This window comes from Flavobacterium psychrotrophum, from assembly GCF_003403075.1.
Classification (GTDB): Bacteria; Bacteroidota; Bacteroidia; order Flavobacteriales; family Flavobacteriaceae; genus Flavobacterium; species Flavobacterium psychrotrophum.
Window position 1 is genome coordinate 2273754 of the sequence record NZ_CP031557.1, and the last position, 17046, is coordinate 2290799.

Genomic DNA, 17046 nt, shown 5'->3' on the forward strand with positions numbered 1-17046 from the left:
ATCAAAGGTATTTGTAACTACCTCATAGCGTGATGATTTTTCGATAAGCTGCCCAGTTAGTTTCGACGAACGATCTTTTTGTTTTGATAAAAGAAATATCCAAGCTGAAAGAATAACAAGATAGCCATTGCTATTACCTGCATTACAACAACCTGATGTAATGAGTTGTGATACATAACTATAAGCACTATTTGTGTAAAACCAAGTAAGCCAGAGATAATAACGGGTACATAATGGCCAAGCGAAAGAAAATAGTAGGCAAATATATTAGCTATAGCAAATACTGATGTAGCCAGAGCATAGAGCCATAGTAATGATGCTACAGAGATATACTCGCTGCCAAATAATATGTTTACCGCAAGTGTAGGAAACAAAAGAGAACCAAGTATAATGGCGGCGGACAGACACGCTATGTACCCCACATATTTTAATAATATAGGCTGGGTATCCATACCTTCTTTTTTAAGCCGTATTACTTTAGGCAATAGCATCATTACAAACATCCATGCTACAAAATATACTACGCGCCCAATTAGTGCTAAAGAGGCATACAGGCCCGCATCGCGTGCCGGGAAGTAATGCTTTACCAGTAGTATGTCGCTATTGTTTATAATAATTTGAGTAAATTCATAAAAAGCGGTAAGTGCAAAAAATGCTAAAATTGGCTTCATATCAAAATGATGCTCTTTTAGCGAAATACCTTTTGTTATTATATGTTTTTGAAAGGGGTATAATCCAGCTATCAGCGAAATTAAAATACCACCCGCTACAACTATACTACTATCAATATTTGTAAAAGACAAAACAACTGCCAGGGTAAAAATAAGCCGGGAAAACATTTCGGCCTGATAGGTAGTAGCTAATTTTTTTAAGTCTTCGCGGCCTTGTAGTATACCACGATTAAGGCTTATTAAAAAGTAAAGGGGCAACCCTGCGCCGAATATAATAAACATTTGTTGGGACTGTGTGTGTAATACATCCTTTAATGTATGGCTTAACAAAATTACTCCACCTGCCAAGGCCGAACCCAGAAGCATGGCAATTTTAAAGAATTGCTGAATAAATATTTTACTGTCTGGCCCCTCAAGCAATACGGTATATTTAGCGGTTACAATTTGAAACGTCATGCCTACAAAAGATAGTATGAGTAATAATGTTATAAGCACTGCCGCGTCGGCAAAGGCCTCCGGCCCCAGTATACGACCAAGCAAAAGATTGTATATATAGTTGCCCGCATTTACAATAAGTGTAGAGAGCATAAATACCTTTTCTTTCGTTAGTGCTTTATTTTGCGCCATGGTTGCAATAATTGATTTCATTGTTTTGTATTTTTATTATTGGTAATTGTAATTGTATCAGGCAAATATCTTATAAATATTTACCAAAGAACAATTCTCTTCGATGAACAGACGTTTTCTTTAGATGAAATATCACCGCATAATCCTTAACTTGCAGTCATGCAAATTCAACTAATCATGAGCCAATCTAAAACACTATTCACATTAATTATAAGCTTTTTTACCGTTATCTGTTTTTCCCAGGATATGCAGGAGGGATTTACTTATCTGGAGAAAGGTGAATTCGCCAAAGCTGAAGTATTTTTCAAAGAAGTTTTAAAAACATATCCTGATAACAAAACAGCAAACTTGTGTTATGGCCGCGCCATGGGCCTTAATGGTAATCCTGATGAGGCCACGCAACTTTTTGATAAAATGCTAAAGCAATATCCCGGAGATTTTGAACTGGAGCTAAACTACGCAGAGTCTTTATTATGGAACAAACGATATGCCGATGGGAAAGAATATTATGGGCGCCTTGCGGCAGATCATCCGGATAGTTTTCCAGCGTTACTGGGCTATGCTAATACGCTGAGCAACCTTAAAGAATATCCTGAAGCGCTTGATTATGTAAACCGTGCACTGGCAGTGTCGCCAGGTAATGATAACGCCCTTGTATCGCGCAAGTATGTAAGGCTTGGCTATGCTGCAAAGCTGGTACAGAAACGCGACTATGATGGTGCTCTTGGAATGCTTAACGACAACCTTATAGATTTTCCGGGAGATAAAGATACCCTGATGAATAAGGCTAATATTTACTTAATGACTAAACAAGGGGCAAATGCCGAGCAAACATATAGAGAACTTGCTACTACTCCCGAGGATAGTATTACAGCTTTAAATGGAATTGCTCTTGCTTTACATACTTGTAAAAAAGATAAAAAAGCTTTAAGCTGGGCAGTATTAGCCCTTAAAAAGGCCGATAACTTACATAACGAAAAGCTTATAAATCTGAGCCGTGAGCGATATATACAAGCACTTATATGGAATAAAAGATATAGTGAGGCAGAAAAGGAAATAGTTATTGAGACGGAAAAATATCCTAATGAAAATCGTGTGCTGGCATTATCTGCAACTCTGGGCATGTACAAAAGTAATTTTAATCAAAGTATAAGCGACTACCAAAACATACTGGTAAACGATTCTTTATCTTTTGATGGTAACCTGGGTATTGCAAACGCTTATTTTGCTAAGGGAGATCCCTATAATGCTTACAACGCTGTTAATAAAACGCTCACCATTTTTGAAAACCAAAAAGATGCAACTGGTTTTTTAGTTAAGCTTAGCCAGGCTTATGCTCCATATGTAGAAGAAAAGATAGGCCATTCGCTAGATAATGGTAATAACCGCGCAAACCTTACTGCTACGACACTGCATTTCCCGGTTAGTTTTAAGTGGGCATTCTCTGCTTTTTATCAATACCGTAAAACAGAAAATACTTTTACAAATCGCAGCGCAGAAACTAACGATTTCAAAATTGCTGCTCAATACCAGTTTGCACCTAAGGTAAGTGCTAACGTATCTGTAGGAACATCATCTGCAAGCTCTTATGCAAATAACTATTCTCAGGCACTTGTAGACGTTTTTATAAAAGCCAAACCGTTTAAACTTCAGGATCTTGAGGCGGGTTACAAACGCGATGTACAAAACTTTAACGCTGATTTAGTTAACAGCGAAATTACTGCCGATAATCTTTACCTAAATTATAATATGGGCACAAATATAAAGTTAGGATGGTTTACACAGTATTTTTACACTTCACAATCAGATGGCAATAAACGTAATTTGTTGTTTACATCATTATATTACAGCTTTATGTCAGATCCGGTTTTAAAGTTTGGTATTAATTACCAATACATATCTTTTAAATATCAGGTGCCGGAAACCTATTTTAGCCCGGCACGATTTAATGTAGTTGAGGTATTTACCGATTTTATAAAAGATGAACAGGTAGCCGAGGCGGAAAATATCTATTTTGGTCTTACCGCAGCAGCAGGTTATCAGTGGATAGAAAACAATAGTAAACAAGGTACCTACAGATTACAGGGTAAAATAGGTTATAAATTTAGCGACCGACTTATTGCAAACTTATATGGACTGCATAGTAATATAGCATCGGCTACAGCCGCCGGTTTTACTTATACTGAATTTGGAATCAGATTTAAATGGTATCTTACTTCTAAACCATTGTTTTTTAAAACAGGCAGTTAACTTCTGTTCATCGAAATTATTATGCTCCTTGCCTACGGAAAACAAATATCTAACGAAAACGTTGTAAGCTGTTGTTTTGTATTGTTAAATTTGATTTAGTATAAAAATATTATCATGACAAGATCTCTTAACATATTACTTATAGAGAATGATGATGTAGAAGTAATGAAGTTTAACCGAGTTTTAAAATCTATGAATATAGACTAATTTATTGCCGAAGCAAATGATCTACAGACAACAATGTTAGAACAATCTCAAAATAATACAAATCAGGTGTTGCCGGTTACCTTGTAAAACCTCTTAAGCATGAAGATTACAACAAAAGTGTAAAAAGTGTTTTGAACTACTGGAATTATAGTATTAAATTATAATTATTTCAGATCTTATTTCCTGTTCCCTTTTTATTTCAATTTTTCAAATAGACAATACAACTATCAAAGCAAAAAATATGAAAATCATACAAGCTTTTAAGACAAAAAATACTGATTGGCAATATTTTAAGGAAAAAGTTGCACTTAAAAATCCTATAGTATTTGTATTTGCAAATAGAATATTACTTGAAGATGAAAATATACTGGGCAGTATAACGGATGAATTTCCTTACGAGCATATTGTATATGGTTCTACTGCAGGAGAAATATTTAATACCTCAGTACTTAATGATTCAGTTACTGTTATCGCAATTGAATTTGAAAAAAGTTTTTTTGTAATAAAGAAAGAGAATATTTTTAAATACGATAAAGACACCAAGCGGGTTGCAGAAGCCTTAACATCGCAAATGCCTCAAGAAAATTTAAAACATTTATTTGTATTATCTGAAGGAAGTTTTGTAAACGGAACGTTACTCATAAATAGTATTGAAGAGGTTATTGATCATAATACCAGTGTTACAGGCGCATTGTGTGGAGACGATTCACGTTTTGAGAGAACCATTGCGTCATACAACGAGAAACCCATGGAAGGCGAAATTGTATTGATAGGTTTTTATGGTGAATCTTTAGAAATTAGCTCTGCCAGTTACGGTGGATGGCAGCCTTTTGGTCCAGAAAGGCTTATAACAAAATCCAAGGGCAATATACTTTATGAAATAGATGGTCAGCCCGCCCTTAAGCTGTACAAAAAATATCTTGGAGACAAAGCTGATAATATTGCTGAATCTACCCTTTTGTATCCGTTAAACATCCTCGTTCCGGGAAAAAGTGAACCTGTTGTACGCACAATATTATCTATCGATACTAATAGCGATTCTATGACATTTGCTGGTGATGTACCACAGGGTTCTCTCGCGCAGCTAATGATGGTATCACCGCAAGGAATTGCTCACGGCGCAGCCATCGCTGCAAAACATGCAATGGAAGGCAGGAAACAGAAACCGGAGCTTGCATTAGTAATAAGTTGTATAGGCCGTAAATTGGTTATGGGGCAGCGTGCCGAAGAAGAAATAGAGCAGGTAGGCGAAATTATAGGTGAAGAAATTCCCATGGCTGGATTCTATTCATATGGAGAAATAGCACCATTTTTGGGCAGTTCTAATTGCGAGTTGCATAATCAAACTATGACCCTAACGTTAATTAGCGAATAATGAACTCACTACTTCAGAGACAAATAAGAAAGTATTTACGGAATGACGATTTTAGTACTTTGTTTAAGTACATTAGCGACACTTATTATGCATATGACGATAATATTAATATGCTGCAAAGGGCTATGAAAATTAGTTCTGACGAACTTTTTGAAGCTAACCAAAAATTAAGAGTTGAAGCAGAAAGCCTTAAAGAAATAAATAGTAACCTTGAGGGTATCTTAAAAGAGATTAAAAGTGATGGTAGTAAAGATAGTAACTTAAACTTTAGCCATGTAGACCTTTTAAAAAAACAATCTGAAGAAATTATAAAGATTAATCAGCAACAAGAAAAATTAGTACAAACACTTGAGTTACAAAATCAGGCATTAAATGAATATGCACATGTAGTTTCTCACGATCTCAAAGCTCCACTAAGGAGTATAAATGCTCTAATTAGTTGGTATATAGAAGATAATGAATCCTTATTGAGCGAAGATAATAAGCAGTCCTTAAATCTCATATTATTTAATGTGGAAAAGATGGATTTACTTATAAAAGGTATTTTAGATTATTCATCTATAGACGATAGGGAAACGGATGAAAATAATGTGGATCTAAACTATGTAGTAGAAGAGATAAAAAGCACGCTGGTTTTACAAAAATCTTTTCAAATAAAAATTAATAACTATTTACCTACGGTTAATGGAAATGTTTTTCGCTTTAAACAGTTGTTTCAAAATATAATTGAAAATGCAGTAAAATATAACGATAAGGAGGTGGGAATAATAGAAATTGGAAGTGTCGAAAAAGATACAGAAATAGAATTTTATATAAAAGATAATGGTAAAGGTATTCCTGAAGCTTATTTTCAAAAGATATTTAATATTTTTACCAAACTCGAAAATAATGACCAGTCTTCAGGTATTGGACTCTCCATTGTAAAAAAAATCATATTACAATATGGTGGTCGTATATGGCTGGAAAGTAAAGAAAATATTGGAACAACTTTTTTCTTTACAATATTAAAATAATTAAGATACAGCCCGGATAGCAAAGAAGTCAGCGGAATTGTTTTTTAACAATTCCGCTGACTTCTTTAATTTAATGAATCTAGTTACACTAAATTTAATCATTGGCTTACAAATAGGCATTTTGCATACTAAAATTCTTCTATATTTGAATAAACCACTCATCGACACATCTTTGCACATAACCTAAGCATATTTATAAACCAACGAAAATATAAATGTTATCTTTTACTAATTGCTAATTTCGGTTCAACAAATAAGTAAATTAAAAAATCATGAAACGTTTATTACTCTTACTCACAATGGTATACGGAATGTCTTCTTATGCTCAAGGATATCAGTTTTTAAGCCCTTATGACTCAAGCGGTGTACCTACAATGATGGAAACACCAGATATAATTAGCAGCACTACAATGACACTTATAAACAACGCGCTGCCAGAAAACCATCCGGTGCCTGTTTATAACCCACAATATATTACCGCTGGTTATGATACTGATTTGCAAGTAATGTCTACAGCAGAGGTGTGGGTAACTTTTGTAACCGAAGGCGCTGGATATAAAAACGTACTGGGATTTTATACCTACGATCTTAGTAATCCGCCCACAACCATTCCCGCAAATGCTGCTATCACAATTATTTTTCCTAATGCATCTTTACCAAACAGTGGTGGTAACCTGGCCTCGGGCAGTAAAGTAAAAATAGGAACATTTCCGCCCAATACAGGTATAGGTTGGGTGCTTTTAGCAAACGCCTGGAACGGCACCACTGTGGGAGCAGGAGCCTGGAAGCTTTTTTCAAATCCTAATTTTAACCCTGAAGCCGATGTTACTTTAAGGCACCATAATGTACTGCTTAATGATCCTGATAACCAAAGGCTAATATTGGGTTTTGAGGATGTAAAACGAGATCTTGCTTCATGCGACAATGATTTTAATGACGCAATATTTTATGTTACAGCAAATCCATACTCTGCTTTAAGAACCTATAACACGGCAGATATTGCAGATGCGGCACCAGTGTCTTCTGGAAATGATGGCGGTCTTGAGAGTAATGGTAGCCTTGCTAATTTAGTTGCACGTAGAAATTTTAAACGCATTAAAAACAACACTTTTTTAAATAAAAAAGAATCTCAATCCTCATTTGCACCCATTGCATCAAGTTTTCAAAGAAATGCAAATACTAATAGTGCTAATTTACAATCTTTTTTCCCTGTAACAGGTATGTATAGTACAGAAACAGCTTTTGAATCAAGTCCTGAAGATCTTATCGGGATTACGAATGCTGATCAGATATTTTCTGTCGATTATTACCAAGGTACAGATCGTGTTGCTGCGGGGCTTGTAACCGCCACAACAGGTAGTGTTTATGACCATAGCAAAATGATATGTGACAGGCTTAATGGTTCTTCCTTAGAAGATATACGTACAATAACATTACAAGGCCACGAAATTATTATGGTAAAACTTAGAAGAGCTAGTGGTGTTACAGAATATGCGCTAACCTTTAGTGTAGAGCAAACACAAACTACTAACTTGCTACGCAGCTACTGGAACATAGCCCAGTACCCTGCAGGAGATTACCTAAACTTTCAAGTATGGGGTAGCACAATGGGACAGGTAAGCAGTATTGTTAATTTTATCCTAGACCAATTAGACCAGGAAGCCATTGTAACAAGTGATGTTATTGAAAACAGGATACCATCTGTATTTGTAAAAAAAGGTTTTTATAAAAATGGTCAACTTTCGCTCGAAATTATTAATAAATCATCGTCTACAATACTAAACTTTAACGGCAATAGAAAGCAAACAGAATTAAGCCAAACAGAAATCCTTACAGAAACAGTAAGTCTTGATGGAAATTACAACCAAAACTTAACTGTAGATACAAACGGTATATTCGATATTGGATTCTCAATAGTAGCTGACAACTCTCCAAGAGAAGACGGCCTTTACCTTGCAGATGGCCCATGGGGAGTAGATTATAATACAGATGAAACAACCATAAATAATTTCAATATAGAAGCATATACCCCTCAGGCATCAGTAAACGGCATATACCCTATAGAAAGAAATGCGGCACTTACAGGAGAGGTAAAAGGCACTGTAAACCTTTTTAGGAACCTGCTACCTGGTGAACTTGCACTTGATGCAACAGTATATGAAGCACTTAACTTTGACCTTGTAAGCAGCCATGCTGTAGAAGTGGTGATGGTAACAGAAGGTCTTACAGACTGGACTAGCCGTCTTAAATTTGAACTGCCCGCACAGCAAAGCATGGGTGCAAAAAGTATATTGCTTAATGATTTTGTAAGTGCTAACGGTGAGACATTTAATGGCCAGCTTATAAAAGGTTTTGTATTCTCAGTTATTGGTAACTATAGCACTTTTGAGCCATTTAGCATTAATTTATCTAACATGAAACTAGACAATTATAGTTTAGGCGTTAAAGACGTAAAAGCTACCTCTTCCGGTAAATTTTATAACTATCCAAATCCGTTTAACAGCACTACTACACTTTTATTACCAGCACCTTCGGATAAAATTAGTGTACAGGTATTAGACCTTACGGGAAGAGAGCTTGTTAGTAGAGAACTAAAATCCGAAAATGGTATTGAAGTAAAACTTGATAACCTAAACCTTCCATCCGGTACCTACATAATAAGAGCCGTTACTAATGATAATAAAGTATATCAATCTAAATGTATTGTTAAGTAACAAAAGGCGTTTTACAATCATTAGAAACTGTGCAAGGCTTGTTGCTATTGCCATAAAAGACACTACCTAACCTAAAGATGGTTGTAACATTGTGGCATTAGTAGTTCCCTGAGGTTGCTATTATATACAAATTGGATTAGGTGGTTTTAATTCATTTATAATTCAAAAAATCTTAGTCCACGTAGAAAAGTCCTTCTGTATGTGTTTACATTATACGGTGTTAACAAGGGAGATATGCTTAAAATTTATACAAACTTAAATTATATTATAGCAAGAATTAATTTTATATAACACATATTTATAGGATTACGAAAAAACGCGGCAAGTTTCCAACCTCTCTTTCAATAATATTTTCATTACATAAAAATCTTTATTGTTTATTTAATATGCACATATCTAATTACAGAGTAAAACACCACATGCATTGCCAAAATTATATTGTGCCTAACTAAGCTGTAGCATTGTAATCTGTGAATAACATTTGGAAGTTCTAATTATAAAAATTATGTATGCAACAACTAAAATACGCTTCTTGCAAAATACTTTACTCTTTACTGTATTTTTAATATCCTACTTAGTTATCTATGGATGGTTTAATAATATAGAGGTTTTAAAAAGCATAATACCCGGTTATATTTCGATGAAATTTAATACGGCTTTATGTTTTATTTTTTTAAGCATTTCAATCCTGATTGAAAGTAACGCTAAACAACTAACATTTCTAAGCTCCATATTAAATGTTTCGGTACTTATTATAGCGGCTACGTCATATTCGCAGGAATTATTTGATTTAGATTTCGGGATAGATCAATTAATTATAGCAGACAATAACGCCATAGAGGCTAACGAAGCTTTTCCCGGCCGTATGTCGCCTATAACTTCCATACTTTTCATTATAATGACTTTAAGCTCCATATTTATAAAAGCCAAAAAAAAACTTCTTTATATGCAATATGCCCTGCATTTTGTAACCTTAATGTCAGTTATAGCCACAATAGGTTACATATTTCATGCACCGGATTTTTATACTTTAAATTTTATGACCTCAATGGCCGTACACACTTCAGTAGCGTTTTTTCTGTTGTCAGTCAGCACTTCATTAATAAATCCTCATTTAGGTTTAGCAGGTATCTTTACAGGAGAGCAAGTAGGCAACGTCATGGCCCGCCGTTTATTTTTACAAATGTTTAGTGCTACATTTATAATTATCCTCTTACAATACCTTGGGCATAAATATAATTTAGTAACTATAGAATTTCATATGGCAACGTTTGCAATAGCTGCAATTATAGTAAACCTTTTCATTATATGTGAAACAACAGTTATGCTGAACAGAAAGGAGACTAAAAAGCGCATGGCTCAAGAAAATTTTAGGCTGGTTGTTGAGTCGGCTCCAAATGCCCTTATTAAATTTGATACAAAAGGTAATATTGTGATGATAAATAAGCAGGCAGAAAAAATGTTTGGTTATGACCGTGAACTTTTTATTAGAAAAAGTATAGATATGCTTGTCCCGGACAGCGTTTCGCCTCATTATTACAAAAACATGGATTACTACAATTTAAAGCCTGAATCAAGTTATTTTGGAGCTAGCCGTGATTTGTATGCAGTACGCAGTGATGGCACGAAGTTTCCTGTAGAAATTGATCTTAATCCTATTACGACAGAAGGAGGCGCAATGGTTTTAGCTTCAATAATAGATATAACTGAACGGAAAAAGAATGAGAATATAATTACTAATCAAATGATTGAACTACAGATGAAAAATAAGGAAATGGAGGAGTTTAATTATATAGCCTCACATGACCTGCAAGAACCTTTACGTACGCTCTCAAACTATGTGACGCTTATCGAAGAAGATTATGGCAACGAGTTATGTGACGAATTAAAATTACATCTGAAAACCATGGACAATGCAGTATCGCGAATGTCACTATTGGTTCATTCCATATTAGATTTTGGCAGGTTAGGGCGCGATAAACTACTTAGTATCGAAAATTGTAACGGAATTGTCCAAAATGTTATTGAAGACCTTGGCACCTTAATACATGATGCACAGGCTGTAATAAAAATAGATGGAACATTGCCTACCATTAATGTTTACCAAACTGAGTTAAGGCAACTATTTCAAAATCTTATAAACAATGCTGTAAAATTTCGACGTGTTGACGCACCGCCTGAAATAACCATAGGAGCGATAAAAAAGGAGCGTTTTTATGAATTCTACGTGAAAGACAACGGGATTGGAATTAACCCTAAACATTACGAACGAATTTTTCACATATTTCAGAGGTTAGTCAAACAAGATCAATATGAAGGCCACGGTATAGGGTTAGCCAATTGCCGAAAAATTGCCGAAATGCATGGAGGTAAAATATGGGTAGAATCTATACCCGGATATGGAAGCACTTTTAAATTTACAATATCAAATTTAGCATTATGAAACAAAAACTTGATTGTATTATGCTTGTTGATGACAACAAGGTAGATAACTTTTTTCATGAAAGAGTGATAAAAAAATATAACCCTGCAATTAAAGTAATAACTAAAGAATCAGCAGAAGAAGGGCTCGATTATTTACGCAATAAAGACTGTGATCAAGATAATCATCCTGACATTATATTTTTAGATATAAATATGCCTGGAATGAACGGTTGGGAGTTCCTTGAAGAATATAAAAATCTGGATAAAAATTTACAATGTAGGTTAATTGTAATAATGCTTACAACTTCAAAAAATCCGGATGATATTGAGATGGCAAAAAAGCACAATATTCTTTCCGGGTTTAAAACCAAGCCATTAGATAAAGAAATACTCGACAAAGTCTTTGAAAAATATTACAGTGACATCTAAAAATTTTGAAGAACTCAGCTTTTAAACTTCCAACTTTTCATGAATAGTTATGGCAGTGTTACAATATTATTAATAAAAACAAATTACTATAAGTTATTAAGAAACGTCAAAACAGGTATCAAGTGTTCGATAGAAATCCCACTCACTCCACTTTTAAAATCCGTTAAGCATTGATTATCAATTGTTTTAACGGATTTTAAATTTTTATTTCCCTTGTGTTTCCCTGCAAAACGAAATTTTACAAAAACGCCCAAAATCTCCGGTTCAAATTCAGTGCGGTTTTCATTCGAAAAAAACTGCATCGATTTTGTATCACAAATAGCATTAAAATACTGATTTATAAACCTGTAAATACAGTTTACATCTTGAAAAAAGAAGAGTGACCAAAATGGTAATGCCTATTTTAAACGACTCTCTGTACTTTATCGCAGGGATGATAACCATTACCTCTGTTTTTTTCATATGGCTGACATTTATTAGTCAACTTTTTTAGGACGAGACAAAATATCAATTTGCCCATTATAATAAAAAGACCATTTTAGTGGCAATAATAAGTAACAAAGCGGATTAAATATTATTTGACTCAGAAAGCCCTCCTGAATGAAAGTGTAAATATACTACCCTCACCCATTGTACTTTTTACCGTTATAGTGCCGCCCTGAGCTTCCATAAATTCCTTACTGATTGCCAGGCCTAATCCTGTACCTTCTTTCTGGCTCCCGGGTACCCTGAAGTACTTATCAAATATTTTGCTTATATAGTTATCATCAATCCCAATACCATTGTCTTTTACCTTTATCAGTACTTCATTTTTCAATTTTTCCGCTGAAATTTTTACCTGTCCGTTTTCATAAGAATAACGCAGCGCGTTAGAAATGAGATTAGAAATTATCCAGGTAGTTTTCTCTTTATCAGCTATTATATCAGGGAAACCATTTTCAATTGCTGTAATAACCTTAATGTTCTTCGCTGCTGATTCGGTCCTGTTGGCTTCCATCGCATCTTTTACAATAGATTCTACATCACAAGATTCTGAACGTATGCTTGTTTTACCAATTTCTACCTGCGTAATATTTAACAGCTCGCCTGTTGTGCGCAATAAACGGGTAGTATCTTCTTTAATACTTCCAACCAGGTTCTTTTGTTCTTCATTTAATATTCCGGTCTGTTCGTTTTCTAAAAGTTGCAGGCTTAGTTTCATGCTTGCAATAGGTGTCTTAAACTCATGCGAGACCATTGCGATGAAATTAGTCTTGGCAAAATCAAGCTCTTTGTAAGCTGTTATATTGCGCAAAATTATAAAAGCACCAATTTCTTTAGATTCTGTTTCTCCCGTAGGCAGAATACTAATGGGTACGAGTTGCTTTTCAAAATAACTTTCCTTGTTGTCGGCAAAGATTTTTAAAGGTTCCGGCCGCTTGGGCTGCTCTGCGGTGCGGTGTTGCATTAAAGAACGCATAAGGTCGTTATGCAGTGCAATATCGCTCGCAGGCTTCCCAATTACATTCTCTTTTTTTAAACCGGAGGTTCTTAATGCCTGTTCATTAATAAACAACACATGGTCTTTTTCGTCCAGTCCTATTACAGGATCGTGCAGGTTGTTGATGAGGGTTTCCACACGCATTTTTTCCATGGTTATTTTTGCAAGGTTACTAACACTGTATTCCTGTAATTTTTCAGCCATGGAATTAAAGGATTTCGCAAGCGCAGTGAACTCATTATGCCCTTTAAAATGCAGGCGTTGCCCATAGTTTTTAGCGGCAATCTGGCCTATGCTTTCTGTAAGGTCGCGTATAGGGTTAGCAATATAACCGGGGAGGTTTACAAGCAAAGTAAAACCGATAATAAGGCAAAATGAGCTTGTTATTGAAATCCATAATACAGAATTCTTCGCTGTTTTTTCTGCTACATTGCTCTTACGTTTTATGGCATCCATGTTCAACTTCATGATGCTGTTGATGTCCGTCCGCACTTTTGCCAGTAACACAGTATTATTACTATCCTTAACCAGTTCGTCAAAATCTTCCTGCAAATCTGTAGTAAGTTCTTTTTCGCCCACTTCGGTAATGTTGTTTCTTTGCAGGTCCAGGGTTTCCTGAAATTTTTCCAGTGCTTTATTCTCACCAGCTACATTATCAAGTAGCTTGTACATGTTTCTGGAATATTCAAGAGACTGGTAATTGGCTGTCAGGATATTTTCAGTGTCATCTGCAAGCAAATTTACCTGCCGAACCGAGAATGCCGACAGTATTAATGTAAGGAAAAAAAGTATGGTAAGAGCTATGATTAGCTTTGTTTTTATTTTCATGATTAACTTAAGATAATTAAATCTGTATCGCTTGATGAGAGTTTAGTGAGCAGGGCATTAAATATATTAGTAGACAAAATTACCTTAAACAAGGTAAGATGCGGCTTGCCAATACATATTGTGGTAATTTTTCTTTCTTCTGCCTGTTTTGTTATGGCAGTCGCTACCCGGGAGTGCTGTACTTTAATAATTTCGGCACCCAGTTCGGTAGCCAGTTTAAAATTGTTTATAAGATGACGTTGCTTGTCAAGGGCAATCCTGTCCGGTTCTTCGGCAGGTGTTTCCACATACAGCAAAAACCATTTACTATGGTAGTAATTAGCCAGCCTTGCCGTTTTACGTATAACGGTTTTAGCTGTTACATGATTGCTGCTTATACACGCCATAAAACGCTCTTGTTTAAAATTTTTGAGACCTGTAACTTCACTCTCTACCTTTCGCTCTACCTGGCTGGCTACTTCCTTAAGGGCCAGCTCACGCAGTTGCAATATATGCTCTGCCTTGAAAAAGTTACTTAGTGCATTAGATATTTTGTCAGCAGTGTAGATTTTGCCTTCTTTTAGTCGGGTAATCAGTTCATCTGCCGTAAGGTCTATATTAACCACTTCATCAGCAGCTTTTAGCGCACTATCGGGTACACGCTCTTTAACTTCTATACCGGTTATTTCGTACACATCTTCATTAAGGCTTTCAATATGTTGTATATTCAGGGCGCTGATTACATTTATGCCCGCTTCCAGTATTTCCATTACATCCTGCCAGCGTTTTTCGTTCTTGCTGCCTTCAATATTGGTATGGGCAAGTTCATCAACAATAACCACCTCGGGGCGCAGGTTAATAATGGCCTGCACATCCAGTTCTTCAAGGTACTTGCCTTTATAAAAAATAGACCTGCGCGGTATTACCGGCAAGCCATCTAAAAGATCGTGGGTTTCTTTTCTGTTGTGGGTTTCAATATAGCCAATTTTTACATCTATACCGTTGCGCAGTAAGCTGTGCGCTTCCTGTAGCATGCGAAAAGTTTTGCCTACACCGGCACTCATGCCGATGTAGACTTTAAACTTGCCCCGCCTTGATTTTTGTATCAGGTCGAGAAAATGCCTTACATTATTTTCCTTTTCTGTATCCACTATAACCTAAAGTTAACTGCAAGTGTTATCCTGTTCTCTGATTTTTTAAGATCAGGCCTCCAGCCATTGGTAGGAGTATCTACCCAACCATCAGGGCTTGTGGTACCTCCTGGTCCGGCAAAATAAGGCATATTACTACTCCTGTAGCCGTATTCAAGCCTAAAGGTAACAAAGTCATTTGGCATAACATCAAATGTAGCCGTTCCCTGGAACATTTTCAGGTCTTTACCCTCTGCCAGTGCATCATTAAAATCATTATCGGCTACAGGTGATGGTGAAAAGGCAAGATAAGTACCCGGATTTGTAAGTACATCTCCACGGAGTGTTATTGCCATCTTATTTTTATTGAACCACACACGGTTTGCTAATGATGTCCCTATAAAGTGATTGTCTTTTGCCTTTAACCCACCTCCGCTCTGGAAGCCGTAGTGCGTGTTTAAACTAAAGGCAGCCTGAGAAATACCTGTACTTTCTTTGTCTTTAAAATAACGCGCTACAACACTATTGTCATGGTGGAAACGTTTTGCATCTTTGTTGTTACGAGTATCCTGCCCGTTAAGGTAAAAGTTAGCCACAAGCTGCAGGTCTTCATTAGGGCGGTAGTAGCTCGATGAACCAATACCAAGACCCTGGTTCCAGCCGTTATATGTTTGCCACCCGTTAAGTAACCAGATTTCCTGCTTGAATTTTTTTGAAGGATAAAACTGCGCCCTGGCTCCCTGAAAGTAGAATGGTGTAAAATCACATACACTGCTACGCTGGTAATTCCAGTTTTCGCCCAATACATAACTTTCAAGGCCTATGTAGCTCATGAAAATACCCATTTCAACATTAAGGCCATAGGCCACATCAAAATGGTAACCGGCTGCTGCCTCACGTATATATTTAAGGTTGTTAACACTGGTATTGCGTCCATGACCCACAGTACCGTCAAGATCCTGTACAATAGAGGCCATTTGGCCATATTGCAGCCATAAACGGCCAATGATGTTTTTGTAGTTGGTTTCCAAACCAATACTTGCCATGTTGATGGTAAACTCATTACTGCGCCCTATAGCCGAAGAGATGGTATGGGTATTGTCTTTTGGTTTGTGGAAATCGTAATTGTAGTACGCATCTACATATGCCACCCCGGTTATAATAGTTTCTCCGTCTTTGTCCTGTAACTGTAGCGGAAAATTGGTCTGCCTGTTCTGGCCGTTTATCCAGCTCAGGTCCATACCTTCAAAAGGGATTTTTTTTGTTGCTGTAGAATCAATTTGCGCCTGCAGGCCAAGTGCCGCAGTAAGGGTTAATGCTAAAGTGCTTAGCGTTCTCATGTTCTGGTGTATTAAAATTTGTTAGTTATTAATTTATTTGTCAAGTGCCAGGTTAAGTTCTAACACGTTAATTACAGCTGGCCCAAGAAGCGGCTTCTCGGTATGTTCATCAACTGTTTTTTGTACTATCGCCTCACTCAGGTTACGGGCTTTTGCCACGCGTTTTACCTGTACCTTTGCCGCTTGGGGCGAAATATGCGGGTCAAGGCCGCTACCGCTTGCGGTTACCATTTCAGCAGGGATATCTTTTTTTTCTATCCCCGGGTTTTTAATTAGAAAGGAGTCGATACGGGTTTGCACCTGGGCAAGATAATCTGCATTAGACGGGCCTTTATTACTACCTGCCGATCCGGCTGCGTTATAATCAACAGCGCTGGGGCGGGGCCAAAAATATTCTTCTTTAGTAAACGCCTGTGCTATATTAGTATAGTAGGTTTTACCGTTTGCTGTAATCTGGTTACCCTTGCCACGGTTGGGCATTATCTGTGCCGCCCCATATACAATCATTGTATATACACCGGAAAAGCAAATGATGCCCAGCAGCGTTATTTTTAAAGTCTGGAAAATTGTTTTCATCTT

The 17046-nt window shown here is 36.3% G+C and carries 11 protein-coding genes; 6 read left to right on the plus strand and 5 right to left on the minus strand.

The annotated features are described in order from the left end of the window. Positions 1 to 56: 56 nt before the first annotated feature. On the minus strand, positions 57 to 1319 hold the full coding sequence (locus DYH63_RS09935) for an oligosaccharide flippase family protein (protein WP_116788656.1): 1263 nt from the start codon (positions 1317 to 1319) through the stop codon (positions 57 to 59). 156 nt (positions 1320 to 1475) lie between these two features. On the opposite strand from DYH63_RS09935, the gene DYH63_RS09940 reads away from it, so the two are divergent. From DYH63_RS09940 to DYH63_RS09975, 6 genes are all read left to right on the plus strand, one after another. After that, complete coding sequence (locus DYH63_RS09940) at positions 1476 to 3548, plus strand: tetratricopeptide repeat protein (protein WP_240409093.1); 2073 nt, start codon at positions 1476 to 1478, stop codon at positions 3546 to 3548. 448 nt (positions 3549 to 3996) lie between these two features. Then, positions 3997 to 5130, plus strand: coding sequence for an FIST signal transduction protein (locus tag DYH63_RS09950; protein ID WP_116788657.1), 1134 nt, complete (start codon positions 3997 to 3999; stop codon positions 5128 to 5130). Then, complete coding sequence (locus tag DYH63_RS09955; protein ID WP_116788658.1) at positions 5130 to 6143, plus strand: sensor histidine kinase; 1014 nt, start codon at positions 5130 to 5132, stop codon at positions 6141 to 6143. Before DYH63_RS09950 ends, DYH63_RS09955 begins: the two co-directional genes overlap by 1 nt. A 272-nt stretch (positions 6144 to 6415) precedes the next feature. Continuing rightward, positions 6416 to 8857, plus strand: coding sequence for a DUF4114 domain-containing protein (locus tag DYH63_RS09965; RefSeq protein WP_116788660.1), 2442 nt, complete (start codon positions 6416 to 6418; stop codon positions 8855 to 8857). 505 nt (positions 8858 to 9362) lie between these two features. Beyond that, positions 9363 to 11300, plus strand: a complete 1938-nt coding sequence (locus tag DYH63_RS09970) for a sensor histidine kinase (protein WP_116788661.1) — start codon at positions 9363 to 9365, stop codon at positions 11298 to 11300. Continuing rightward, on the plus strand, positions 11297 to 11710 hold the full coding sequence (locus DYH63_RS09975; RefSeq protein ID WP_205528309.1) for a response regulator: 414 nt from the start codon (positions 11297 to 11299) through the stop codon (positions 11708 to 11710). Before DYH63_RS09970 ends, DYH63_RS09975 begins: the two co-directional genes overlap by 4 nt. Before the next feature lie 583 nt (positions 11711 to 12293). Here DYH63_RS09975 and DYH63_RS09985 read toward each other — a convergent pair. From DYH63_RS09985 to DYH63_RS10000, 4 genes are read right to left on the minus strand one after another with little or no spacing between them, the layout of a single operon-like run. Beyond that, positions 12294 to 14018 carry an ATP-binding protein gene (locus DYH63_RS09985; RefSeq protein WP_116788664.1) on the minus strand — a complete coding sequence of 575 codons (1725 nt, stop codon included), beginning with the start codon at positions 14016 to 14018 and terminating at the stop codon, positions 12294 to 12296. Positions 14019 to 14020: 2 nt separating this feature from the next. Continuing rightward, entirely contained in the window at positions 14021 to 15148 is a 1128-nt protein-coding gene (locus DYH63_RS09990; RefSeq protein WP_116788665.1) for a sensor protein KdpD, read from the minus strand. Beyond that, the gene (locus DYH63_RS09995; RefSeq protein ID WP_116788666.1) at positions 15148 to 16467 is read right to left on the minus strand and encodes an outer membrane beta-barrel protein; all 1320 of its coding nucleotides are present in this window, start codon (positions 16465 to 16467) and stop codon (positions 15148 to 15150) included. Before DYH63_RS09995 ends, DYH63_RS09990 begins: the two co-directional genes overlap by 1 nt. A gap of 33 nt (positions 16468 to 16500) precedes the next feature. Further along, positions 16501 to 17043: a K(+)-transporting ATPase subunit C gene (locus DYH63_RS10000; RefSeq protein WP_116788667.1), complete on the minus strand. Its 543-nt coding sequence runs from the start codon at positions 17041 to 17043 to the stop codon at positions 16501 to 16503. Positions 17044 to 17046: the final 3 nt, after the last annotated feature.

Coding starts and splice junctions, on each gene's coding strand:
- DYH63_RS09935 (WP_116788656.1), bottom strand. CDS start 1,319: ATGAAATCAATTATTGCAACCATGGCGCAAAATAAAGCACTAACGAAA.
- DYH63_RS09940 (WP_240409093.1), top strand. CDS start 1,476: ATGAGCCAATCTAAAACACTATTCACATTAATTATAAGCTTTTTTACC.
- DYH63_RS09950 (WP_116788657.1), top strand. CDS start 3,997: ATGAAAATCATACAAGCTTTTAAGACAAAAAATACTGATTGGCAATAT.
- DYH63_RS09955 (WP_116788658.1), top strand. CDS start 5,130: ATGAACTCACTACTTCAGAGACAAATAAGAAAGTATTTACGGAATGAC.
- DYH63_RS09965 (WP_116788660.1), top strand. CDS start 6,416: ATGAAACGTTTATTACTCTTACTCACAATGGTATACGGAATGTCTTCT.
- DYH63_RS09970 (WP_116788661.1), top strand. CDS start 9,363: ATGTATGCAACAACTAAAATACGCTTCTTGCAAAATACTTTACTCTTT.
- DYH63_RS09975 (WP_205528309.1), top strand. CDS start 11,297: ATGAAACAAAAACTTGATTGTATTATGCTTGTTGATGACAACAAGGTA.
- DYH63_RS09985 (WP_116788664.1), bottom strand. CDS start 14,018: ATGAAAATAAAAACAAAGCTAATCATAGCTCTTACCATACTTTTTTTC.
- DYH63_RS09995 (WP_116788666.1), bottom strand. CDS start 16,467: ATGAGAACGCTAAGCACTTTAGCATTAACCCTTACTGCGGCACTTGGC.
- DYH63_RS10000 (WP_116788667.1), bottom strand. CDS start 17,043: ATGAAAACAATTTTCCAGACTTTAAAAATAACGCTGCTGGGCATCATT.